Annotated in this window: 20 protein-coding genes; 13 read left to right on the top strand and 7 right to left on the bottom strand. The window is 62.3% G+C overall.

Annotated elements, in window-relative coordinates; translation table 11 throughout:
• Nucleotides 1-20 precede the first annotated feature (20 nt).
• Both VGF98_08575 and VGF98_08570 read left to right on the top strand, forming a co-directional pair.
• On the top strand, nt 21-635 hold the full coding sequence (locus VGF98_08575; GenBank protein ID HEY1681674.1) for a cytidylate kinase-like family protein: 615 nt from the start codon (nt 21-23) through the stop codon (nt 633-635).
• Nucleotides 554-1876: an MFS transporter gene (locus VGF98_08570; protein ID HEY1681673.1), complete on the top strand. Its 1323-nt coding sequence runs from the start codon at nt 554-556 to the stop codon at nt 1874-1876. Before VGF98_08575 ends, VGF98_08570 begins: the two co-directional genes overlap by 82 nt.
• Before the next feature lie 57 nt (nt 1877-1933).
• Here the strand turns inward: VGF98_08570 and VGF98_08565 are convergent, their stop codons facing one another.
• The gene (locus VGF98_08565; protein ID HEY1681672.1) at nt 1934-2356 is read right to left on the bottom strand and encodes a hypothetical protein; all 423 of its coding nucleotides are present in this window, start codon (nt 2354-2356) and stop codon (nt 1934-1936) included.
• Between the two features lie 77 nt (nt 2357-2433).
• Here VGF98_08565 and VGF98_08560 point away from each other — a divergent pair, with 77 nt between their 5' ends.
• Nucleotides 2434-3228: an alpha/beta hydrolase gene (locus VGF98_08560; GenBank protein ID HEY1681671.1), complete on the top strand. Its 795-nt coding sequence runs from the start codon at nt 2434-2436 to the stop codon at nt 3226-3228.
• On the opposite strand, the gene VGF98_08555 is transcribed toward VGF98_08560, so the two are convergent.
• Together VGF98_08555 and VGF98_08550 are read right to left on the bottom strand one after the other, a co-directional pair.
• Nucleotides 3218-3421, bottom strand: coding sequence for a hypothetical protein (locus VGF98_08555; protein ID HEY1681670.1), 204 nt, complete (start codon nt 3419-3421; stop codon nt 3218-3220). The genes VGF98_08560 and VGF98_08555 overlap by 11 nt on opposite strands.
• 46 nt (nt 3422-3467) lie before the next feature.
• Nucleotides 3468-4025: an NUDIX hydrolase gene (locus tag VGF98_08550; GenBank protein ID HEY1681669.1), complete on the bottom strand. Its 558-nt coding sequence runs from the start codon at nt 4023-4025 to the stop codon at nt 3468-3470.
• Nucleotides 4026-4078: 53 nt separating this feature from the next.
• On the opposite strand from VGF98_08550, the gene VGF98_08545 reads away from it, so the two are divergent.
• From VGF98_08545 to VGF98_08530, 4 genes are read left to right on the top strand one after another with little or no spacing between them, the layout of a single operon-like run.
• A complete protein-coding gene (locus tag VGF98_08545) occupies nt 4079-5695 on the top strand; it encodes a 3-hydroxyacyl-CoA dehydrogenase NAD-binding domain-containing protein (protein HEY1681668.1) in 1617 nt (538 codons plus the stop codon).
• Nucleotides 5695-6906 (top strand): thiolase family protein, encoded by a 1212-nt coding sequence (locus VGF98_08540; GenBank protein HEY1681667.1) that lies wholly within the window; start codon nt 5695-5697, stop codon nt 6904-6906. Before VGF98_08545 ends, VGF98_08540 begins: the two co-directional genes overlap by 1 nt.
• 1 nt (nt 6907) lies before the next feature.
• Nucleotides 6908-8395: an aldehyde dehydrogenase family protein gene (locus VGF98_08535; GenBank protein ID HEY1681666.1), complete on the top strand. Its 1488-nt coding sequence runs from the start codon at nt 6908-6910 to the stop codon at nt 8393-8395.
• A gap of 8 nt (nt 8396-8403) precedes the next feature.
• Nucleotides 8404-8733: a hypothetical protein gene (locus tag VGF98_08530; protein HEY1681665.1), complete on the top strand. Its 330-nt coding sequence runs from the start codon at nt 8404-8406 to the stop codon at nt 8731-8733.
• Nucleotides 8734-8738: 5 nt separating this feature from the next.
• On the opposite strand, the gene VGF98_08525 is transcribed toward VGF98_08530, so the two are convergent.
• Entirely contained in the window at nt 8739-9143 is a 405-nt protein-coding gene (locus VGF98_08525; GenBank protein ID HEY1681664.1) for a hypothetical protein, read from the bottom strand.
• Between the two features lie 36 nt (nt 9144-9179).
• Nucleotides 9180-10025 (bottom strand): PaaX family transcriptional regulator C-terminal domain-containing protein, encoded by an 846-nt coding sequence (locus VGF98_08520; protein ID HEY1681663.1) that lies wholly within the window; start codon nt 10023-10025, stop codon nt 9180-9182.
• A gap of 62 nt (nt 10026-10087) precedes the next feature.
• On the opposite strand from VGF98_08520, the gene VGF98_08515 reads away from it, so the two are divergent.
• Genes VGF98_08515 through VGF98_08505 form a run of 3 tightly spaced genes read left to right on the top strand, consistent with a single transcriptional unit; the run spans nt 10088 to nt 13831 of the window.
• Complete coding sequence (locus tag VGF98_08515) at nt 10088-11212, top strand: Phenylacetic acid catabolic protein (protein ID HEY1681662.1); 1125 nt, start codon at nt 10088-10090, stop codon at nt 11210-11212.
• On the top strand, nt 11209-12066 hold the full coding sequence (locus VGF98_08510) for an enoyl-CoA hydratase/isomerase family protein (GenBank protein HEY1681661.1): 858 nt from the start codon (nt 11209-11211) through the stop codon (nt 12064-12066). The genes VGF98_08515 and VGF98_08510 overlap by 4 nt, the downstream gene beginning before the upstream one ends.
• A gap of 34 nt (nt 12067-12100) precedes the next feature.
• Nucleotides 12101-13831 (top strand): DUF885 domain-containing protein, encoded by a 1731-nt coding sequence (locus VGF98_08505; protein ID HEY1681660.1) that lies wholly within the window; start codon nt 12101-12103, stop codon nt 13829-13831.
• A gap of 69 nt (nt 13832-13900) precedes the next feature.
• On the opposite strand, the gene VGF98_08500 is transcribed toward VGF98_08505, so the two are convergent.
• Nucleotides 13901-15586, bottom strand: coding sequence for an ATP-dependent DNA ligase (locus tag VGF98_08500; protein ID HEY1681659.1), 1686 nt, complete (start codon nt 15584-15586; stop codon nt 13901-13903).
• 3 nt (nt 15587-15589) lie between these two features.
• On the bottom strand, nt 15590-17335 hold the full coding sequence (locus tag VGF98_08495; protein ID HEY1681658.1) for a serine hydrolase domain-containing protein: 1746 nt from the start codon (nt 17333-17335) through the stop codon (nt 15590-15592).
• A gap of 83 nt (nt 17336-17418) precedes the next feature.
• On the opposite strand from VGF98_08495, the gene cysK reads away from it, so the two are divergent.
• The 3 genes from cysK to metH are packed head-to-tail and all read left to right on the top strand — an operon-like array spanning nt 17419 to nt 22895.
• Entirely contained in the window at nt 17419-18381 is a 963-nt protein-coding gene (gene cysK / locus VGF98_08490; protein HEY1681657.1) for a cysteine synthase A, read from the top strand.
• A 6-nt stretch (nt 18382-18387) separates the two neighbouring features.
• Complete coding sequence (locus tag VGF98_08485) at nt 18388-19389, top strand: asparaginase (GenBank protein HEY1681656.1); 1002 nt, start codon at nt 18388-18390, stop codon at nt 19387-19389.
• Nucleotides 19386-22895, top strand: a complete 3510-nt coding sequence (gene metH, locus VGF98_08480) for a methionine synthase (protein HEY1681655.1) — start codon at nt 19386-19388, stop codon at nt 22893-22895. The genes VGF98_08485 and metH overlap by 4 nt, the downstream gene beginning before the upstream one ends.
• Nucleotides 22896-22905: the final 10 nt, after the last annotated feature.

The following is a 22905-nucleotide window of genomic DNA, read 5'->3' as shown; positions in this document are numbered from 1 at the left end:
CGTTGCGTACACCCCTTTCCATGGTGATAACGGTCTCCAACCTGTACGGCGCCGGCGCGGTGGGCGTCGCTCGCCGGGCAGCCGAGGCGCTCTCGTATCTGTACGTCGATCGCCAACTGCCGGTGGTCGTGGCGACGCGTTTACACATCAGCCAGCAGGAAGTCGAAGAAAACGAGGACGTCGGCCGTTCGCTCAGCGAGCGGCTGTTGACCGGCCTCGAACGCGGAACGCCGGAACTGGGCGAGGCATCGACGTCGCCGGCCTTCGACCGAGAGTTGGTCGATGCGATCGGACAAGCGTTACGGGAGTTCGCGGATGCGGGCGACTGCGTCATCGTCGGACGCGGAGGAGCCCACGTCCTGAAGGAGCGCACCGATGTGCTGCGCGTCTTCGTATACGCGCCGCGCGCGTGGCGCGTCGAGCGCGTTGCGGGCGCATCGCGTGCGGAGCGCAATGTGGCGGAGGCCGAGGTCGATCGAGTCGATCGAATGCGCGCCGCATACGTCAACGATTGGTATCGAGCGAAGTTCGGCGATCCGGGTAATTACGATTTGTGCATCGACTCGTCGGCGTTCGAGGAGGGGCACGCAGCAGAACTGATCGCGACGGCGGTACGGCTGCGGGCTCGCACGTAACGCACGAAGAATTAGCGCCGCGCCGCTCGTCGCAAATATTTGCGGCGCTGCGCTTTCGCGACTTTCGTTTATTGTGGATCGGCCTGCTCGTCTCCAACGTCGGGACGTGGATGCAGTTCACGGCGATGGGCTACTTCGTTGCGGCGATGGCCGGTTCGCCGCACAAGGCCGCGCTGGACCTCGGCATTCTCGGTGCATCGCGCGCGGTGCCGGTATTGCTGCTGTCGCCGCTGGCCGGCGTGGTGGCCGATCGCCTTCCGCGCCGGCGGGTTTTATTCGTGACCAACGCGACCATGGCGTTTGCGGCATTGCTCCTGGCCGTTTTAGCGAGCCTGCACCGCTTGGATCTCACGACGCTGGTGGCGGCTTCGGCCTTGAACGCGGCGGCCAATGCCTTCGATTCGCCGACTCGACAGAGCTGGGTTCCACTGCTCGTCGATCGGCCGTACGTGGGTAACGCCGTTGGGTTGAACTCGGTGGCGTTCAACGCGCCGGCCGTGATCGGTCCGGCAATCGCCGGCGTGTTGATCGTTTGGGTTGGCGTCGCCGGCGCGTTCTACGTGAACGCTGTCGTTACGCTGGCGGTCATCGTCGCGGTCGCGATGATGCGACCGGCGCCGCCCTCGAGCAACCGGCGCGAGCCGATTTGGGCGGCGATGCAACGCGGGATCGCATTTTTGATCGGCGACCCGATTCTCAAGTGGATCGTGCTCGCATTCTTTATCACGGCCGTCTTCGCTCGCCCCTACAGCCAACTGATCGCGGCCTTTGTCGAAAACGTGCTGCGCGCCGGCCCGCGTGGATTGGGCTTGGCGGTTTCCGCGATCGGCGCGGGCGGGTTCGGCGGTGCGCTCGTGACCGCGTACTTTGCGCAACGCGAGCGACGGTCGCGGTTGTGGCTGCAGGCCGGATTGCTGATGTCGTGCGGGATCGTCGCGCTCGGCGTAGCGCCAAATCTGTGGGTGACGCTACCGATACTCTTCTTAACAGGCGTTGGTACGATGACGCTGCTCGGCGCGACCAATACGCTGATACAAACGTTGTCGCCGGACGATGTTCGAGGACGCGCCATGGCGGTGTATACAATGATCGCTATCGGCGTCGTTCCGGCTGGGTCGCTGGTCGACGGCGCCATCGCAGCCGCGATCGGCGTGCATGAGATGTTCGTACTCGCGGGAATTTTGTGCGCCGCCACGTTCGTCGCAATTTGGGTGCTGTGTCCGAAAGTTCGGACCGTTTAAAAACGATGGCGGGCCGCTTTCGCGACCCGCCTTGAGAAGAAGAAAAGCCGCTGTAGCTTACGCTGCCGCGGCTTTCTTACGGGTGGCGGGTCGGCCGGTGCGCTTGCGTCCGGCGGTCTTTCGCGTCGCTTTTCTTGTGGTTTTGCGGACGCTCTTGCGCGCGCCCTTGCGCGTCGCTTTCTTACGGGTGGCCTTCTTGCGAGTGGCCTTCTTACGAGTGGCCTTCTTGCGAGTGGCCTTCTTACGAGTGGCCTTCTTGCGAGTGGCCTTCTTGCGAGTGGCCTTCTTGCGAGTGGCCTTCTTACGAGTGGCCTTCTTGCGAGTGGCCTTCTTGCGAGTGGCCTTCTTACGCGTTACTTTACGCGTCGTCTTCTTGCGAGCGGTCTTGCGCGTCGCTTTGCGGGTTGTTTTCCGCACGGCCTTGCGAGTGCTGCGTTTCGCAGTTGTCGCGGCTTTCTTGCGGGTTTGTTTGACTGCCATTACGTGTGGAGTCATCCTTTCTCTGGCCGGCAAGCGACCAGGGTTGTTGCCTACCTTATACAGTATTACGTTGTCGGATGCAAGTTTTAGCAGATGACGGCACGCGCATCGACGTCGCCGTCGACGGCCGCGGAGACGATGCGATCGTGTTACTCGCGGGATTTTCGCTGACGCACGAAATCTGGAACGAGCAGATTTTCGCGCTCGCGCAAACGCATCGCGTCATCCGTCCGGACTTGCGCGGCATGGGAAATTCGGACGCTCCGGCTGGTCCCTATTTAATGGATACGCTCGCCGCAGACGTGGCCGGCGTGTTGGACGCGTGCGGAATCGAACGCGCTACGATCGTCGGACACTCGCTCGGCGGTTACGTCTCGTTGGCATTCGCGCGGATGTTTTCGGAACGCGTTTCGCGGCTCGCGCTGGTGTCGAGCCGGATCGATGCCGACACACCGGAGATGGCGCAACGCCGACGGGCGTTGGCGGATCGCGTCGAAAGCGGCGCGTCGATCGAACCGGTGGTGGATGCCTATCTCGGTGCGCTGACGGCAACCGAAACGGCGACGGCCCGGCCCGAAATCGTGAACGACCTGCGGCGAATACTTTCCAGCACGCGGCCGGCTGGGGCGGCCGCGATGTTGCGCGGTATGGCAGAACGAAATCCGTCCGACGACATCGCGGGCGATCTAGCAATTCCCGTGCTGGTGGTTGCCGGCGCGTTCGATGCGCTTATTCCGTTGGAACAGGCGCGGGTAGCGGCGGATGCATTTCCACGCGCGCGACTCGTCGTCTGCGAGCACAGCGGCCATATGCCAATGCTGGAAGATCCCGGCCGCGTGACCGCCTCGTTACAGGAGCTGCTTAGCGAATAACCGGCATTCGCGCACGCCGGCGGAACAACGAATAGACGAACAGCGCGCCCACGACGAGGGCCGCTACGATCGCCGCTGCCAAAACGATCTTCAGCAGCACTAGTCCGATCAGCAGCAAAACGGTGGCCACCGTCACGACGGCGGTTACCTTTAGGAAGGTCAGCAGTAGCGGGTTGATGTTCGTCAGTTTCATCGTCTCATTTCTCCATCATTAGTACCCGCCGGGTCTCGGCCGTGTTTCACGGGTTTCCCAACCGGCCGAGCCGGTCCAGTACACGGTAGCCGGCTGCAACGGCATGCCCGGCGTCGATGCTGCCGTCCTGCAGCATGGCGCGCAGGTCGTCGAGCGAGGCTTCCTCTACTTCGATCACTTCGGTGGGGTCCAATTCAGGATCGCGCGTCCGCCCGACGCCGGTGGCCAGAAAGACGTACGCCTTTGAATTCGAGCGGACCGGCTCTGCATAGTAGCCGCCGACGAACTCCCAATCGCCTCCCGCGTAGCCCGTCTCTTCGAGGAGCTCGCGTCGAGCGCAATCCAGCGGATCTTCGCCGGCATCCAGGGTCCCGGCCGGAAGCTCGAGGTGAATCGCGTCGCTGCCGTACCGGTACTGACGAACGAGTACGACGCGTTCGATTTCCGTTAGCGCGAAGATGACGACGAACCCGTCGGATTCGCGAACGTAATAGTTCGCGATGACGGTACCGTCGGGCAACTCCAGTTCGTCGGCGCGAAGCCGCATATGCGGCGAGTCGACGAGCAGACGCGTGCCGCGGCGCCGCCACAGTGGCTTCTCCATGCCCCACAGGTACGACGAAGCGTTTACGCCTCCCGGCCGCGAACGAATCTAGCGTGGACGAACCAATACTGATCGTCGGCGGCGGGACGATGGGCGCGGGAATTGCGACGATCGCGGCGCGTGCCGGGTATCGCGTGCAAGTGATCGAGCCCAACCCGGCCGCCATAGAAGCCGCGCGCGATCGGATCGCCCGTGCGGCGGCGCGTGCAGGCGCGGCAGATATGATAGAACGCGTGCAATTCGCCGCTTCCATTCCGGATCGGTCCGACGCCGTGCTTGCGGTCGAGGCCGTTCCCGAACGTGAAGATCTGAAGCGCGCGGTCGTGCAGTTGCTGGACGCCGCACTGGGTGAGAACGCCGTGGTGGCGACCAATACGTCGTCGTTTTCGATCGACGAACTGTCGAAATCGGTCACGCATAAAAAGCGCTTTATCGGATTGCATTTCTTTAACCCACCCGAAGCGATGCAACTGGTCGAAGTCGTTCCGTGCGAAGAAACCGACGACGAAACCGTGGATGCAACGATGGAGTTCGCTCGCCGGCTGAATAAAACGCCGGTGATCGCCGCCGACAGTCCTGGCTTTATCGTCAATCGGGTCGCGCGCCCGTACTACTTGCAGTCGATGTTGGCACTGGCCGATGGAGTCGCGACCGCTCCCGAACTCGACGCGCTAGCGCGTTCTGCGGGCTTTCGCATGGGGCCGTTCGAGTTGATGGACCTCATCGGCCTCGACGTCAATCTTGCGACGTCAGAGTCGGTGTACGAGCGCACGGCTGCGTTGCGTTTGGAGCCGGTTGCAGTGCAGCGCGAGCTCGTCGGTGCCGGTTCGCTCGGTCGAAAGACCGGTCGCGGATTTTACGATTATCGGGACGGCACGCCGGAACGGCTCGAACCGGAGGCTGCAACCGAGATCGTGCGCAACGACGATGAGTCGGCCGCCGTGATCGGTTTCGGACGCCTCGCGGACGAACTTGCGGAAGCGCTCGAGCGGCGTTTCAATGCCGTGCAGCGGATTGAGAACGACGACATGATCGAAGAGCTGGATACGTCTTCGACGATCGTGTTCGACGTTGGCGACGGCTTACAAGACCGTAAGCGGGTGCTGCAAACGATCGATGCGATGCTCGAACCGTCGACGGTTATTTTCAGCGATGCGTACGCTACCGATGTCGGAGCCGCAGCCAACGCGCTCGCGCATCCGGAGCGCGTCGTTGCGTTCGGTGTGTTGGGCTCGCTTGAAACCCATAGTTGCATCGAGGTCGTCGACAACGAGGACGTAGCCGACGATGCGCTCGAGCTGGCGCAAGACGTGTTTACGTCGCTCGGCAAAGGCGTCGTGCTGGTGGAAGACGTCCCCGGGCTCTATCTCGGGCGCACGATTGGGTCGATCGTCAATGAGGCGATGATCGCCGTGCAAGAAGATGTGGCCGACGCCGACGACATCGACCTCGCCATGCGTCTGGGCGCCAACTATCCGGAAGGGCCCGTCCTGTGGGGCCGCGAGATCGGTGGGCGACGCATCGCACGAATCCTCGAGCGTCTGGCTGCGGCCGAGGGCCAAGAATTCGCTCCACACCGGTCGCTGTGGTTGCTCGACATGCAGGACGAGGCTCCGCTCGAGCCCACCCCCGCAGCCGAATCGGTCGCTCCTGGTTTCACCGGAGGGTAATGGCCGCACAACGCGAGGTTTGGATCGTCGACGCCGTTCGAACGCCGATCGGACGCTACCGGGGAGCATTGGCGACGGTACGGCCCGACGATCTCGCCGCCACGGCCATCGCGGGTCTCGTGCGGCGAGCCGGGATCGAACCCGAACGCATCGAGGACGTCTTTTTCGGGGCCGCTAACGGTAGCGGTGAAGATAATCGAAACGTCGCGCGCATGGCGGCGCTGCTGGCGCAGTTGCCCGTGACGACCGCCGGGACGACGATCAACCGGCTGTGCGGGTCGAGTCTTCAGGCGATCAACTCGGCAGCGCAATCGATCGCCTTCGGCGAGTCGGATGTCGTGATCGCCGGCGGCGTCGAATCGATGACGCGCGCGCCGTACGTGCTAACGAAAGCCGAAGCGTCGTTCGATCGCGCGCAACAGATCTTCGATACGGTTTTGGGTTGGCGAATGACCAATCCGAAAATGCCCGAGCATTGGACGATCTCGTTGGGCGAAACGGCCGAGAAGGTCGCCGATCGATACGGCGTGTCGCGCGAAGAGCAAGATGCGTTCGCCCTGCGTTCGCAACAGCGGGCCGCCGATGCGATGCGAGCCGGACGGTTCGACGACGAAATCGTGCCGGTCGAAGTAGCGATGAAAGGCAGCGTGCGCGCGTTTTCGGTCGACGAGCATCCGCGTCCCGAAACCACCGCCGAAGCGCTGGCAGCGCTCAAGCCCGCATTTCGCGCAAACGGTACGGTGACCGCCGGCAACTCATCCGGTATCAACGATGGCGCAGCCGCGCTGTTGTTGTGCGACGCCGGCACCGCTAAGCAACTAGGTTTGCGGCCGATGGCGCGTTTCGCCGGGTGCGCGAGTGCCGGCGTCGACCCTTCAATCATGGGCGTTGGGCCTATCCCGGCCGTCCGAAAGGCGTTGGCACGGAGCGGCGTACCGGCGTCGGCAATCGACGTAGTCGAGTTGAACGAAGCCTTCGCCGCACAAGCGGTTGCATGCATGCGCGAACTCGACTTCGATCCCGAGAAAACAAACGTGAACGGCGGAGCCATCGCGCTCGGCCACCCGCTCGGCGCAAGCGGTGCACGAATTGCCACGACGCTGTTGCACGAATTGCGGCGCCGCGGCGGACGATACGGCTTGGCGACGATGTGCATCGGCGTGGGACAAGGTATAGCTACTCTTTTCGAACGCCTGGAAAGCGAGGAATAAGTTGACCGCCGTAGCGTCGCAGACAACCCAACTCTTTATCGGCGGAACGTGGCGCGAAGCGCGCGGCGGATCCTACGACAACGTCAATCCGGCGACCGGCGCGTCGCTCGGCGCCGTTGGCGAAGCCTCGCAGCAGGACGTCGACGACGCCGTCGCCGCAGCGCGCCGCGCGTTCGAAGGCAAATGGCCGTCGACCGCTGCATCGCGTCGCGCGAAAATCATCTATAAGATGGCGCAGCTCATCGGCGAGCGCTCGAAAGAGCTTGCGATGCTCGAAGTGCGCGACAACGGCAAGGCGATTTCGACCGCCGGCGGCGAGCTGGGCGCGATCGTCGACTGCTTTGAATTTTATGCCGGCGCCGCGACCAAGAACTACGGCGAATCGATACCCCCGCCGCTGCCGACGTATTTGGCGGCGACCGTGCAAGAACCGGTCGGCGTGGTCGGTGCGATCGTTCCCTGGAACTTCCCGCTGTTGCTGGCGGCGTGGAAGGTCGCGCCCGCATTGGCTGCGGGCTGCACGGTCGTACTGAAGCCCGCGCCGTCGACGCCGCTGTCGGCTTTGGAACTCGCGAAGATCGCGCTCGAGGCCGGACTACCCGAAGGCGTGCTCAACGTCGTTACGGGATCGAAACGCGAAACCGGCGAGTGGATGGTCGCGCATCCGGGAATCGATAAGATTGCGTTCACAGGATCGACGCAAACCGGGAAGATCGTCGCGGCACGCGCTGCCGAAACCGTAAAACGCGTTACGCTCGAACTCGGCGGGAAATCCCCCTCGGTCGTCTTCGACGACGCCGACATCGATGCGGCAGTTGCCGGCGCATTGTACGGAATTTATTCGAACGCCGGACAAACGTGCGAAGCGCGCTCGCGCGTGTTGCTGCACGAAGCGATCTACGATCGGTTCGTACAGACGTTTGTGGAAAAAGCGCGCGGATTGCGCGTTGGCAATCCCGAGGATCCGACGACGCACGTCGGCGCGATTACGTCGGTAGAACAGCGCGATAAAATCCAGCGGTATCACGCGATCGCCCAAGAAGAAGGCGCCGCGCTGCTGCTGGGAGGCGGCGCGCCGAGCGATCTCGATCCGGCGTTTGCCGGCGGTACGTTTTGGAGTCCGTCGGCCTACGAAGCCAAGCACGAACATCGCGTCGCACGCGAAGAGATCTTCGGGCCGGTCGCTGTGTTCGTCCGGTTCAAGGACGAACGCCAAGCGGTTGCGTTGGCAAACGACAGCGATTTTGGGTTGTCGGCGAGCGTGTGGACGTGCGACATTGGGCGCGCGAATCGGGTGGCGCGCGCGATTCGCAGCGGTACCGTCGCGATCAACACGCCCTACGCGGTTTTCCCGGGCGTCCCGTTCGGTGGCTACAAGCAATCCGGATACGGTCGCGAACTTGGCATGGAAACGATGCGCTTATATAGCGAAACGAAAAGCGTTCTGACCTATATCGGAGAGAAACCGATGAATCCGTTTGGGGTATAACCTGGCATATGGCAGAGTCAGTTCGGATCGGCGAGTCGTACGACGCCGCGTATGGGACCCTCTGGAAAGACGGAACGTACTTTCCCCGGGGCACGCGCGTCATGGTCGTCGGCATGCATGTGGATCAGGGGTTCTGCGTGCGGTTCCCCGACAGGGAAGAAGATCTGGAGCCGCTCGAAACGTGGGAAGACTGGTCGGAGACGGATTTTCTGGCCGAGCAAGGGACGGTCGAACCGCCCGAGCGTCCGCTTTCCGCGACCGTGCTCACCGAAGCCCGTGACGTGTTATCGGATGCCGACGACGGCTGTCATCTGCATCTTCAAGACGACGAAGACTAACGAATCTACTGCGTTCCTAGATTAATCGTGTCGAACTGCCACACGGTCCAGTTGGCGCACGTCGACGAGTTTTTCGAGGGGCTGGACCCAAGGATGGCCACCCAACAGTACGTTTTGTTCGGGTCGAGTTTGTAAAACCGAGCCATGCCCTCCTTGCCGGTTTTCGTCGTAATGAATGGCGTGCCCGGCCGCGGGCTCGCCGGGTTTGCAGGGGTCGATTCCTGGACCGGAATGTTCGGAGCCGGCGAGCCGAGGATCGTGACCAAAACCGTTGCCTTCGTGACCGTCGGATTCGGCGTAAATGATACCGATGGCGAGGGCGCCGGTGTGGACGACGAACTGCCGCCGCAGTCGGACAACGCCACGGCTAAGCCGACGATGGAAATGAAAATAGCGAACGCTTTGGGCATGGCCCGCACGGTTCGACGCATGCGGCAGCGCCTCCGTTAGGCCTCAGCGGTGGTTCGCGTTAGGAAATGCTGAGCTTTTGGCGCCAACACGGCGTAGTATTCGCGAAAGATCGCGGCAGCGATTGTCCCGGGCCAATGTGCCGGCACCAGTTCGCTCGGCAGGCCCGGGTCGATGTATGCGAATTTGCGGAAATCGTGCACCAGCCACAGACGCTCGGCGAACGCCTCCGGGTCGCCGGCGGCGCCGGCGGCGAGCTCGCGATCGAGGCGAGGCCGGTACCGATCGATGAAGCGTTCGTACGCGCTGGCGATCGCCGGCAAATCCCAGCAACGCTCCACGAGCGCGCGGTCGCTAAGCGGCCCCTCGTAGGTTCCGAGAAACAGGTGCGCTTCGCCGGCGACGCCGTAGCGTTCGGCGGCTTCTGCGGCGGAACGGAGCGAATCGGCCGGGGAAATCCAGATCGCCGGCAACAGCGGCGCCCACCCCAGCACGCGTAACTCTTGACGCAGCCGGACGCGAGCATCCCGCACGTCCACTGTGACGGCCAGCAGCCGCCAATGTCCGTCCCACTCGATGACCGGGCCGTAGATTCGAGGGCTCAACTCGTCGATGCGACGGCGTCCAAGTGGCGTTACCGTATAGTAGGCACGCTTGCCGTCGCGACGCGCCGTGAGCCAGCCCTGGCGAGCCATCCGCGAAACCGCTTGGCGGACCGCCGCTTCAGATAACCCGAACGCGGCCATCAGCCTGACCAGGGTTCCAAGCCATAAGGCGGGTTCGGATTCACCCACGGCTCCATGCACGAGATCGCCATAGAGGCTAAAGATCAAGGAGGTCGGCCGGGTCCCGGAACGCTCCTCCGGCTTGACAGCGATGCCCATCAGGCCTAGTATGACATTATTCTTGCACTTGGTCAAAAATATGTCACAGAAAGCGAGCGGGCATGGCGGCACGGATAGGGACCTTTAACGATTGGATCGATCTGCTACAGGAATGGCAGCACGATATCGGCCTCGACCGGGAACTGATCGAGCGGTTCATGCCGGGTTATACGTTTGAAGCCAAGTACGGCGACCTGGCGACCCCGGAGATCTACTTCGGCGACTTCAAGGGCGAGCGGCGCTGGGAAAAGGTGCGTGAGATCCCCGATCAGCGCATGCGCGACGCGGTGCTGAACATGGTCGTCTATCAAGGCGATACCGAGTTTGCTTCCAACGAGCAGCAACGCTTTCTGGTGAACAACGCTCCGACCGAGTACGATCTCGCGTCGCTCGTGCGCATCATGGTCGAAGAAACCCGTCACGGATATCAGATGTGCCATTTGCTGGTCGAGCACTTCGGCAGCGAAGGCAAGATCGAAGCGCAGAAGATGCTCGAACGCCGTGCCTTCGGCAAGAAAAACCGCCTGCTCAACGCGTTCAACGAAGACGTCACGCACTGGCTGGACTTTTTCGCCTACACGAATTTTATGGATCGCGACGGTAAGTTTCAGTTAACGATGCTGCAGCATTCGGGCTTCGCGCCGCTGGCGGCGTCGATGGGCCCGATGTTGCGCGAAGAGTCGTTTCACATGGGCACCGGTATAACGGGCCTGCGCCGTATCGCCAAGGCCGGCGTCATCCCGGTTGCCATGCAGCAGAAGTATTACAACAAATGGATCGCGGGATCGCTCGATTTGTTCGGCACGGACCATTCCGGATCGGCGCAGTGGGCCTACACGTGGGGCATCAAAGGTCGCGTCGACGAAGATAAGACGACCGACGCGGTCGATCGCGAAACCCTGAACGAACGCGCCCGCCAACAGTTTTACGACGAAGTCTCCGGAACCGTCGCACGCGTCAACGAAGTTGTGGAGGGCGATACCAAGCTGTACGTACCGGACATGCGCTTCAATCGCAAAATCGGCGCATTCGCGGACGCGCACTACGCAGTCGACGGCCGTCGCCTGAACGACGCGGAATGGGCGGCGTACGTGCCGACCGTTCTGCCGGCGCCGGAGGACGAGCACTTCCTCGCAGAATATTTCAAGAACCCGAACTGGATCGCCCCGAAAGGCAAATTGGCATGAGCGTAACGACCAACGGCACCACCCAACAGACTCCCTTCGGACGCGAACAGCGTTCGCTCGATGGCAAGCGCGTCATCAACTATTTCAAAGACGGCCACGTGGGCGTCATCGAGATGTGCGATCCGCCCGCCAATACGTACACGCACGAGATGATGCGTCAGCTCGACGAAGCGATCTTGGACGCTCGCTTCGACTCCGACGTCGAAGTGATCGTGCTGACCGGCAAAGGTGAAAAGTTCTTCTCGGCCGGGGCCAACATCGGAATGTTGAACGCGGTCACGCCCGAGTTCAAGTACATGTTTTGTTTGCATGCTAACGAAACGCTCAGCCGTCTGGAGCAAACGCCCAAGTTGGTGATCGCGGCGCTCAACGGGCATACGGTCGGTGGCGGCCTCGAAATTGCCATGGCGGCCGACATTCGTATCGCTCGGCGAGATGCCGGCAAGATCGGCCTTCCCGAAGTCGCGCTCGGCGTGTTGCCGGGTACGGGCGGAACGCAACGCCTGGCGCGCCTCGTCGGTAAATCGCGTGCGATCGAGCTGATGGTTACCGGCAAGACGGTGAGTTTCGAGCAAGCCCTCGATTGGGGCATCGTGAACGAAGTGTATGAAGGCAGCGCCGACGAGTTCCGCGCGCAGATTCTCGACTATGCCAAACAGTTCTGCACGCCCAACAAAGCACCGATGGCCGTCGGCCACATCAAGCGTGCCGTGCAAACCGGCGCCGAGCTCCCGTTGCAAGACGCGTTGGCGCTCGAGCGCGAGCTGCAATCGCTACTCTTCAAGAGCTCGGATGCCAAAGAGGGCCTGGCTGCGTACAACGAAAAACGCGTCGCAAAGTTCACCAATAAGTAAGAAGTCGCCGCACTCGTTGCGGCCGGGAGTCGCAATGATTGTTACTACGATCCGGCGCGTGCTGGGCGCTTCCCTCATCCTCGCATTGCTCGGCGCCTCACCCGCGCCGGGCGGCAGCCAGGACGGTCAATACGAGTCGCTGGCACAGACGTATTACACGACGTATTTCAAACTCAATCCGCTGAACGCGACGTTCGTGGGCGTGCACGACTACGACGCACAGCTGGGCGACTTTTCGGCGGCCGGCGTGCAGCAAGAATTGACCCTGGATCGCGACACCTGGACGAAACTGCAAGCGATCGATCGCAGCACGCTTTCGGCTTCGATCGCGCTCGACGCCACACTCCTCGGCAACACGATTCAGGACGACATCCTGAACAACGACACGTTGGCCGTGTGGAAACACGATCCCGACGATTACACGCAATCGGCAAGTGGCGCGGTGTTTGGCATCATGGCGCGCGATTACGCACCGCTGAAGACCCGCCTCGGATATGCGATCTCGCGCGAGCGTGCCATTCCGGCGATGCTCAAAGATGGAGAGCGGAATACGACGACGGTCGATGCCGTCACGCAACGTATTTCGTACGAAGACGCGGCCGGCGCGGTCGATTTCTTTAAGTCCAGCGTACCTCTGGCGTTTAACGGCGTAAAAGACGCCGCGCTGCAATCGCAGTTGAAACAAGCCAACGCCGGCGTGATGAAAGCCATGACCGCCTATGCGGCGTGGATCAAGCATCTGCATCCGTCGGGCACGTATGCGATCGGCACCGATGCGTACAAGAAGAAGCTGCTCTACGAAGACGCGGTCGACATGTCGCTCGACCAATATCTCGCGTACGGTGAGAACGCGCTGCAAGCGACCCGAGCGCAGTTCGTCGAGACCGCCCGCAAGATTAACCCGAAGGCGACACCGCTGGCCGTGTATCTGTCGCTCGCCAAGGTGCACCCCGCGCCGGATAAGTTGCTCGACAAAGCACGCACCGACCTCGTGGCGCTGCGCGCGTTTATCGAAGCCAAACATATCGTGACGCTTCCGGCCAATGCCAACATCACGGTCATGGAAACGCCGGCGTTCGAGCGCGCAACGAGCACCGCGTCGGAAGACTCGCCCGGTCCGCTCGAGACCGTAGCGACCCAGGCGTACTACAACGTGACGCCGGTCGATCCGACGTGGAACAAAAAACAAACCGAAGACTATTTGGCGCAGTTCAACGACTTCGAGTTTCCGATCATCTCGGCGCACGAAGTGTATCCCGGCCACTTCACCAACTTCTCGATCGACCGTAATCTCGACCTGAGCTTGACGCGCAAGCTATCGGTGAGTTCCGAGTTCGCCGAAGGCTGGGCGCACTATTCCGAGCAGATGATGGTCGACGAGGGCTGGGGTAACGGCGATCCGCGGGTTCGCCTGTCGCAGCTCGAAGAAGCGTTGTTGCGCGAGTGCCGGTACATCGTCGGCGTCAAACTGCATACCCAGGGCATGACGCTGCAGCAAGCCGAGAAGACGTTTACCTCGCAGTGCTATCAGACGCCGCAAGTCGCGGTCGAAGAGTCGCTGCGCGGAACGCAAGACCCGATGTACGGCTACTACACGCTCGGAAAACTCATGATCCTTAAGCTGCGTTCGGACTATAAGAAGATGATGGGCTCGGCGTACACGCTGGAGAAGTTCCACAACGAACTGCTCTCGCGCGGAGATCCCCCGCTTCCGTTGCTGCGCCCGTTCATTTTAGGCAAGAGCGACGACGGCCAACCGCTCTAAGGGACAACGTATTGATGTAGGCTCGCAACGCTGCGGGCCTTCATTGTTATAAAAGCGTAGCGCTTCCGCTCACAGCCGTTCGCGCTGCAACTGTTCTTGGTAGACTTCGCGTACTCGTCCGAGCGTGTCGATTTCGTAGGACGGCTTATCGTCGCGAATACGCACGATACGCGGAAAGCGTAGTGAAAAACCACTCTCGTGTAAGTCGCTGACCTGAATTATGTCGAAGGCGACCTCGATCACGACCTCCGGTTCGACCGGAATCTCCCCTGAGCGAGCTTTCGCACGTTGCGATTCGCGTGGGAGGCGATGTTCGAGAAACCACGGGGTTAACTCGGCGATCTCCGCATCGGTCAAGCCGGAGTAGGCTTTGCCGATCGCGACCAGTTGGCCATCGTCGCCGCGGACCGCAAACGTGTAGTCCGACAACACTTTGGAGCGTTTACCGTGGCCCCATTCGACCGCCACGACCACCACATCGAGCGTCGATAGCTCGCGCTTTAACTTGATCCACCACTTGCCGCGACGACCCGGCGCGTAGGGCGAATCGGCGCGCTTAAGCATCAAGCCTTCGTTGCCGCGGGCTCGCGCCGCTTCGAATGCGGGATTGACGAGTGGTGCATCCGCGGCATCGAGCATCTCACACGGCGCGACCTTGACGCTCGTCAACGACTCGAGTATCGACGCGAGCCGCTCGCGACGTCGCTCGTACGGCTCGTCCAGCAACAGCTCGTCGCCATCCGCCAAAAGATCGAACGCGACGTATGCGACCGGAACATCCTCGCGGAGTTCGTCGGCGACGTCTTTGCGAGAGATTCGTGCCTGCAGCGCGCGAAATGGGAGCACGTTGCCGTCGCGCATCGCGACGATCTCGCCGTCGAAGATCGCGCGCCGCGGCAACTCACGAAGCGCTGCGACGACTTCAGGATACGTCGCCGCGACATCGTTCAGTGTTCGCGAAAATAATGCGATGCGGTCGCCGTCGACGTGCGCTTGGGCGCGGATGCCGTCGTATTTATCCTCGACCGCCCAGCGCGCGCCGGTTAACGGCGCGTATGTATCGCCGAACGGCATCGGCGAGGCAAGCATAAAGCCGATTGGATTGCCGTATGCTACGTGTATTTCGGCGAGTGTCTGGTGGCGGGCCGCAGCCGCCACGGCGCCGGCGTCGCCGGCGGCCATGAACGCCCGGCGGACGGCCGGCGGATCGGCTCCGAACGCGGCGGCGATCGCGTTGAGCACCAGACCCTCGCGCAATCCGATGCGCAGATCGCCGGTGACAATTTTAACCACAAAGGCGATCGACGCCGGATCGCTGGTCGCTCGGAAGACGTCTTCCAACAGCGTCTCGCGACGCTTCGCCGAGTTCTTTCCCGACGCACTCGCGATGGCTGCGAACGCTTCGCTCAGCGCTGCCGGTTCAAGTGCTGGCCGCGCGAAGAGCGACGCATGTTGCGGCGGCCGAACCAACCTCGCCAGCGCGCTGCCGAGGTCGCCCGCGTCACGGTACGCGGCGCGAAACGCCGAATCGTCGAACCCCCACAATCGTTGTGCGACCCTCGCGATCGTCGCTCCACCGATTGAGAGCGTACGCCGGTCGCTGGCCGCGAACGGATTTCCGGTGAAAAATCGAACGGCCGCGGCGAGATCGTCGTCGCTCTCGAGGCCGCGGAGATACGCCGCGAGCAACTGCGTCTTTTCGCCGGTCGCGGCGGTTTGCGCGATCCTCTGCGCGGTGCGCGCGAAGTCGTCCAACGGTTAGGGAAGTTCGATACGATACATTGGCGTATCGTCGACCCACATGCGTTGCGGTTGCGTGCCCGCGCGCGCGTCGAATCGCACGATCGACGAACCTAACGAAAACGTTCCATTGGCGAGCGGCGTGAGCGCGTCGGTGCCGTCCAGCGTCAGACGGTTGTTTACGATCACGACGCGAGAAACGTACGGTTGTCCGAGAAAGTCGTTCTGGTAGCGTCCGGCCAAGTCGTTCCACCCGGCGGGATGCGCGAACGTGCGCGGACCCGCGTAATGCTGGTTGGTAAACCACTGCGAACCGTAGTTGCATTCGACGACGCGCCCATTGCGATCGCGACCGAATGCAACCTCGAACTGAACGAAGTTTGGAGCGTCGACCCAAAACGTATCGTCGCCGCGGGGATAGGCCGCGAATGTACCGGACGCGTCGACCAGCGATACCTGTCCGCCGGACGCGGCGATTTCGAATTTGCGGCCGTCCTGCGACGTGTAGGTGCCGGCGTATCGTTCGGCGTTTTCGACGTGCCGCAGATCGGGTGCCGGCGGCGGGGCGGGAAGCGCGCGCCCTTGGCTTTGCGCTTGCAATACCGCCATCGCATACAGAACGATCGCGCACGGGTGTAACGGTGCTTCGACGAGATTGGCCATCGCGACGACGCCGAAACCGCGTGTCGTATTCATCTGCATGCAGGCGGTGTAACCCGAAACGCCGCCCGTGTGGCCGATCACGCGATCGCCGCCGTCGTCTTCGATCGACAATCCGAGACCGTAGCGCCGGTACATCTGCGGCGCTTCAGCCATCTCACCCGCGGGGTCTCCGGCTACCTTACCGTCGTTGAGACGATCCGCGTTCGTCATACGCGTGAAGGCTCGCGAAGAGATCAATGCGGTGCCGTTCGAAGTGTGGCCGCCATTGAGATAGAAGCGCATGTACCGAGCCATATCCTCGGGCGTCGCCAGCACCGAACCGGCCGGATCGACGAAGTCCATCGCCGGCGACGGTGTTAATGCCGGGTGCAGCGAGCCGGGACGATCGTTGTACAGCCACTGATACCCGACGGCCGCGCGTTGCAACGCCTCGGGAGTAAACGCTGGGGCGGCGGCGGTCATGCCGATCGGATCGAATACGCGGGCTCGCAACGAGTCGGCCCAGGCGCGGCGGTCGAGCGTCGACAAAATCGCGCCTGCCGTCGCGTACCCGTCGTTGGAATACGACCACGACGTACCGGGAGCGAACAACAGCCGCGCCTTTGCAAGCGCGACCACGTCGTAGCGATACGCCGGCTGCGACGAATAATCGTCTGGTAATCCCGCGGTGTGCGACAGCACTTGGTGGATCAAGATTGGTTTTCCGTTCGAGTCGATCCGGAACCATGGGAGATAGTGGCGAACGGGTGCCTGTAGATCGAGCGAGCCGCCGTCGTACATCTGCATCAAAGCCAATGCCGTCATCGACTTGGTGATCGAACCGATCGCGAAGCGCGTATCCGGCGTGACGGGCGTCTTTGCGCCCACATCGGCATAACCGAGGGTGATAACATCGACCGTGCCTTGCTTGGTCGTGATCGCGACCGAAAGGCCGGGCGTGCCCTGCCGCTCCATCGCGACGGGAGCAAAGGCGCGTATCGCAGCCAGTGCATCTGCCTGAGTTGGGCCGGCCGCCTGTGCCTGGCCGTTCCCGGGCGTGCAGAGTGCCAAAGCCGCGACCAAAAGGGGAACACTGGCGAGACCGGCGCGGTATCGATGCATGCAAAAAGGTTAGCCGCCCGAGGGCGCAAAGCCCCGGTGCACTGTGAAACGCCCCACCCGGGGGGAAGGTTATAGGACGAGAAATGGCACGGATCTACGAAAACTTAGCCGACACGTTCGGCAACACGCCGCTGGTAAAAATTCCGCGCTTGAATCGCGGCTTGCCGGGAACGGTGCTCGTGAAGATGGAGTCGTTCAATCCGGCGGGTTCGGTGAAAGACCGCATCGGCGTTGCAATGATCGAGGCGGCCGAGCGCGACGGCCATCTTCGCCCCGACTCCATCATTCTGGAAGCAACGAGCGGTAACACCGGCATCGCTTTGGCGTTTGTCGCCGCTGCAAAAGGGTATGCGTTGGTGCTGGTTATGCCTGAAACGATGACGATCGAGCGCCGCAATTTGTTGAAAGCGTACGGCGCGCAAGTCGTATTGACGCCGGGATCCGAAGGCATGCCCGGTGCGATTCGAAGGGCCGAAGAAATTTTTAACGCGTCGCCGGCCAAGTATTTTCAGCCCAAGCAGTTCGAAAATCCGGCGAATCCGGAAATCCATCGCCGGACGACTGCCGAAGAAATCTGGCGCGACACCGACGGTCGCGTCGATGCCTTGGTTTCCGCGGTCGGGACGGGCGGCACCATTACCGGCGCCGGCGAGGTGCTCAAAGAGCGCAAGAGCGACATTCACATCATCGCGGTCGAGCCGGATGCTTCTCCCGTGCTCTCCGGTGGAAAACCCGGGCCGCACAAGATTCAAGGCACCGGCGGGGGCTTCGTGCCGGCGATTCTCAATACGTCGGTGTACGAAGAAGTCATTCGCGTTACCGACGCGGACGCGATCGGAACGGCTCGACGTTTGGCTCGCGAAGAAGGCATGCTGGTCGGTATTTCCGGCGGCGCCAACGTGTGGGCTGCGTTGCACGTTGCGGCGCGTCCGGAGTTTGCCGGCAAGACGATCGTCACGTTCGGCTGCGATACCGGCGAACGGTATCTGAGCAACCCCGTCTTCGCCGAACAAGAAGCCGTCGTCGTCGAACCGGCGCTGGTGTAAGAACGATTGACGGTCGAAGTCACCCGCGGCGACTTGGTAGAGTCGCTGCATCGGGTCGACGCGTGCGCGGTCGATGTCCGCGGTCGCGTTCGGTTCGTCCGCGGCGACGTCGACCGTCCCGTCTATTTGCGTTCGTCCGCCAAGCCGTTCATTGCCGGCGCGGTCGTGGCCGGCGGCGCGGTCGAACGCTTTGGGTTCGAGCAGCGCGAAGTAGCGGTGATGTCGGCATCGCACTACGGCGAGCCGTTCCACATCGCGGCGGTGCGCTCGATTTTATCGAAGATCGGTCTCGACGAGTCGGCGTTGCGATGCGGTCCTCAGATGCCGTACGACGAAGCGAGCGCGCGAGCGATGATTCGCGGCGATATCGAACCGACGGCGATTTATAACAACTGTTCGGGCAAGCACGCCGGCATCTTGGCGTTGAGCTTGATGCTCGACGCCGACGTGGCGAGCTATCTCGATGTCGACCACCCCGCGCAGCAACGCATTCTCGAGTTTTGTGCGCGCGTCCACGACGATGACGCGGCGACCTGGCCGCTCGGCGTCGACGGCTGCGGCATACCCGTCTATGCCACCAGCTTGCGCAGGGCGGCGTTAGCTTTCGCCCGGTTGGCGGATCCTTCGAGCTACGAACATGCGGCCGACGCGCGTGCGCTGCACGTCGTCGCAAGCGCCATGCGTACGTTTCCCGAATACGTGGCCGGAACGAATCAGCTCGATACGGTGCTGATGCAGGCGAGCGACAACGTCGTCTGCAAGACCGGCGCCGAAGGCGTGCACGGCGTCGGCGTTGTCGATAAAGGGTACGGATATGCCTCGAAAGTGATCGATGGCAACGGACGCGCCCGCGCCCCGGGAACCATTACTGCGTTGCGCGCGCTCGGCGCCATCGACGCCGATGCGTTCGCGCGCTTGGAGCGGCTGGCGCAACCGCCAGTTCTGAATTGGGCCGGTCATTCGGTCGGAGAAATTCGCGCGACGGATTTTTTGGACGGTACGAGATGATGCAGCAACCATTCACGAGCCCGTATCTCGACGCGCTCGCGCGCCGCGTCTTGTTGTACGACGGCGCGATGGGAACGCAACTGATCGCGATGGAGCTGTCGGACGCCGATTTCGGCGGTTTGTCGCGCCGCGGTTGTCACGAAGCGCTGGTGCTGGAACGCCCCGACGTCGTTGCCGAAATCCACGCCGCATATCTGGCAGCCGGTGCGGATGTGGTCGAAACCGATTCGTTTATGGGTTCGCGCCTCAAGCTCTCGGAATACGGCTTGGGCGATCGTACCGTCGAAGTGAATCGCCGCGCGGCCGAAATCGCGCGTGCGGCGTGCGATCGATTCTCGACGCCGGAGCGGCCGCGGTTTGCGGCCGGTTCGATGGGCCCGACCGGCATGCTGGTCTCGTCGTCCGATCCGTCGCTTTCTAAAATTACATTTGCCGAATTAGCCGACATCTATGGCGAGCAGGCTCGGGCCTTGATCGAAGGCGGCGTCGACGTTCTGTTGCTGGAAACGATGCAAGATCTGCTCGAATGCAAAGCTGCCATCGCCGGTATCGCGCGCGAATTTGCGCGCGGCGTTCGGCGCGTTCCCATTCAAGCACAGCCGACGTTAATTCAAGAAGGCCGGATGCTGCTCGGCACGGATATCCGCGCCGTTACCGCGACGCTGGATGCATTGCCGATCGACGTCATCGGTCTCAACTGTTCGACCGGACCGGCGCAGATGCGCGACGCCGTACGCTACCTGTGCGAACGTTCGCGGTGTTTCGTTAGCGTGATTCCGAACGCGGGTCTACCGCTGATGGGACCGGCCGGCGAAACCATTTATCCCGAATCGCCGGAGCAGTTGGCGCACGAGCTGGTCGATTTCGTCCGCACGTTCGGCGTCGACGCGATCGGCGGGTGTTGCGGGACGACACCCGCGCACATTGCCGAGCTGCGTGCCGCCATCGACGACCTCGGAGACGGGCCGCGTCGCGAGCGAGGAGCGGCGTCACCGCGGGACGACCGGCGGCCGCAAGCTCTCGCATCGGCCATGACCGCCGTCGAACTCGAACAAGAACCGCGGCCGCTGGTCGTGGGCGAACGCATTAACAGCCAAGGGTCGCGCAAGATCAAGCGGCTTCTGCTGGCCGACGATTACGACGCGATCGTCGCGGTCGCGCGCGAACAAGTCGAAGGCGGAGCCTACGCGCTCGACATATGCTGCGCGTTGACCGAACGTCCCGACGAACTCGAGCAGATGCGCGAAGTCGTTCGCCGACTCGCACAGTCGACCGAAGCGCCCCTATTCATCGATTCGACCGAGCCCGCCGTCACCGAGGCGGCGCTCGAAAACTATCCCGGTCGCGCCGTGATCAACTCGGTGCATCTCGAGGCCGGTCGTTCGAAGATCGACGTGCTGCTGCCGATGGCCGTGGAACACGGCGCTGCGGTCATCGCCTTAACCATCGACGAGTCGGGAATGGCAAAGACTGCCGATTCGAAACTATCGGTTGCGAAACGCATCGACGACATCGCCGTCGGCGAATACGGTATTCCGCGCGGCGCCTTGATCTTCGACGCGCTGACGTTTACGCTGGCAACCGGCGAAGCCGAATTCGTCGATTCGGCCGTCGAGACGATCGAAGGCATCCGCGCGATCAAGCGCGAGTTGCCCGGCGTACTGACCTCGCTCGGCGTGTCGAACGTCTCGTTCGGTCTATCGCCGCCGACTCGAGCGGCGCTGAACTCGGTTTTCCTACACCATTGCGTCGACGCCGGCCTCGACATGGCGCTCGTGCATCCCAACGACATCACGCCGTACCCTGAAATCGAACCGGACGTGCGCGAGGCGTGCGACGACCTGATCTTCAACCGCCGCGCCGACGCCCTAGCGCGTTTGATCGAGCGCTTCATCGGCGATGCGGGCGTCGTGCGCGCTGCGGCCGGCGTCGACGAAGACGCGACGTTGACGGCGCCGGAGCGCGTGCATCAGGCGATCTTGTTACGACGCAAAGAAGGGATCGAGGCGAAGATCGATGCGGTGCTGGCCGAGCGCACCCCGATCGACACGCTCAATCGCGTACTGCTTCCGGCCATGAAAGAAGTTGGCGACCGTTTCGGGCGCGGCGAACTGATTCTGCCGTTCGTCCTGCAGTCGGCCGAAGTAATGAAGAAGGCCGTCTCGCATCTCGAACAGTTCTTAGAAAAGCGCGACGGCACGACCAAAGGCACGGTCGTAATCGCTACCGTCTTCGGCGACGTTCACGATATCGGCAAAAATCTCGTAAAAACGATTCTCTCGAACAACGGTTACACCGTCGTAGATCTCGGCAAACAAGTTCCGGTGAACGTGATCCTCGACAAAGCCGTAGAGGTCGGCGCCGACGCGATCGGTCTTTCGGCACTCCTGGTATCGACCAGCAAGCAGATGCCGATTTGCGTGCAAGAACAGGACGCCCGTGGCTTGTCGTTCCCGGTGATCGTCGGTGGGGCTGCCATCAACCGCGACTTCGGCCGTCGCATCGCGCTCCTGGACGACGGAAAAAGGTTCTTCTCGCCCGGGTTGTTTTATGCAAAGGATGCGTTCGAAGGATTGGACCTGATGGACGCGCTGACCGGCAGCACCGAACGCAAAGAAGAGTTGCTGCAGCGGACCCGTTTGGCGGCGATGACGCAACGCGAACGCCCCGCGCCCGCTGCGAATGTAACGGTGCGGCGGTCGGCCGTGAAAGACGAACGCGCGGACATTCCGGTCCCTCCTTTTTGGGGAGTGCGGACGGTCGACCATGTCGAGTTGCGCGAACTGTGGCCGCGTTTTGACAAGCGCAGCCTCTTCCGGCTGTCGTGGGGTGCGTCGAATACCAAAGGCGACGCGTACGACCGATTGTTGCGCGACGACTTCGAGCCGCGCTTGCAGCGCTATATCGGCGATGCCGAAGCCGGTGCGATATTGGAACCCAAAGCCGTGTACGGCTATTTTCCGGCGGCCGGTGCGGGCGATGAAGTGCTGATCTACGACCCGGCCGATCGCTCGAAGGTTCTCGCGCGTTTCGCGTTTCCGCGCCAGGCCGGCGGCGAGCATTTGAGTTTGGCGGATTACCTGCGCGAACCCGACGGCGGAAACGCGAGCGACGTCGTCGCGCTTCAAGTCGTTACGATCGGCTCGGACGCTTCGCTGCAGACTGCACGATTACACGATGCCGGCGACTATAGCGAGTCGTATTTCTTGCACGGCTTCACCGTGCAGTCGGCGGAGGCATTAGCCGAGCTCACGCATCGTCGCATCCGGGCCGAGCTGGGCCTAACGTCCGAACGCGGAAAGCGTTACTCCTGGGGATACGGCGCGTGTCCCGACCTGGCGCAGCATCGAGACGTGTTCGAGCTCTTAAACGTCACCGAACGTATCGGCGTATCGTTGACCGACGCGTACGCGTTAGTGCCGGAGCAATCGACCGCTGCTATCGTTATGCACCATCCTCGGGCGGCATATTTCAACGCTGCAGCGGTCCGCGAACTCGCCTCGTAATTCGAGCCGG

The sequence above is a fragment of the Candidatus Tumulicola sp. genome (assembly GCA_036490475.1).
Lineage (GTDB): Bacteria > Vulcanimicrobiota > Vulcanimicrobiia > Vulcanimicrobiales > Vulcanimicrobiaceae > Tumulicola.
This window is presented reverse-complemented; position numbering and strand designations above follow the sequence as displayed.

Coding starts and splice junctions, on each gene's coding strand:
- VGF98_08575 (HEY1681674.1), top strand. CDS start 21: ATGGTGATAACGGTCTCCAACCTGTACGGCGCCGGCGCGGTGGGCGTC.
- VGF98_08565 (HEY1681672.1), bottom strand. CDS start 2,356: ATGGCAGTCAAACAAACCCGCAAGAAAGCCGCGACAACTGCGAAACGC.
- VGF98_08560 (HEY1681671.1), top strand. CDS start 2,434: ATGCAAGTTTTAGCAGATGACGGCACGCGCATCGACGTCGCCGTCGAC.
- VGF98_08555 (HEY1681670.1), bottom strand. CDS start 3,421: ATGAAACTGACGAACATCAACCCGCTACTGCTGACCTTCCTAAAGGTA.
- VGF98_08550 (HEY1681669.1), bottom strand. CDS start 4,025: ATGGAGAAGCCACTGTGGCGGCGCCGCGGCACGCGTCTGCTCGTCGAC.
- VGF98_08540 (HEY1681667.1), top strand. CDS start 5,695: ATGGCCGCACAACGCGAGGTTTGGATCGTCGACGCCGTTCGAACGCCG.
- VGF98_08530 (HEY1681665.1), top strand. CDS start 8,404: ATGGCAGAGTCAGTTCGGATCGGCGAGTCGTACGACGCCGCGTATGGG.
- VGF98_08525 (HEY1681664.1), bottom strand. CDS start 9,143: ATGCCCAAAGCGTTCGCTATTTTCATTTCCATCGTCGGCTTAGCCGTG.
- VGF98_08520 (HEY1681663.1), bottom strand. CDS start 10,025: ATGGGCATCGCTGTCAAGCCGGAGGAGCGTTCCGGGACCCGGCCGACC.
- VGF98_08515 (HEY1681662.1), top strand. CDS start 10,088: ATGGCGGCACGGATAGGGACCTTTAACGATTGGATCGATCTGCTACAG.
- VGF98_08510 (HEY1681661.1), top strand. CDS start 11,209: ATGAGCGTAACGACCAACGGCACCACCCAACAGACTCCCTTCGGACGC.
- VGF98_08505 (HEY1681660.1), top strand. CDS start 12,101: ATGATTGTTACTACGATCCGGCGCGTGCTGGGCGCTTCCCTCATCCTC.
- VGF98_08495 (HEY1681658.1), bottom strand. CDS start 17,335: ATGCATCGATACCGCGCCGGTCTCGCCAGTGTTCCCCTTTTGGTCGCG.
- cysK (HEY1681657.1), top strand. CDS start 17,419: ATGGCACGGATCTACGAAAACTTAGCCGACACGTTCGGCAACACGCCG.
- metH (HEY1681655.1), top strand. CDS start 19,386: ATGATGCAGCAACCATTCACGAGCCCGTATCTCGACGCGCTCGCGCGC.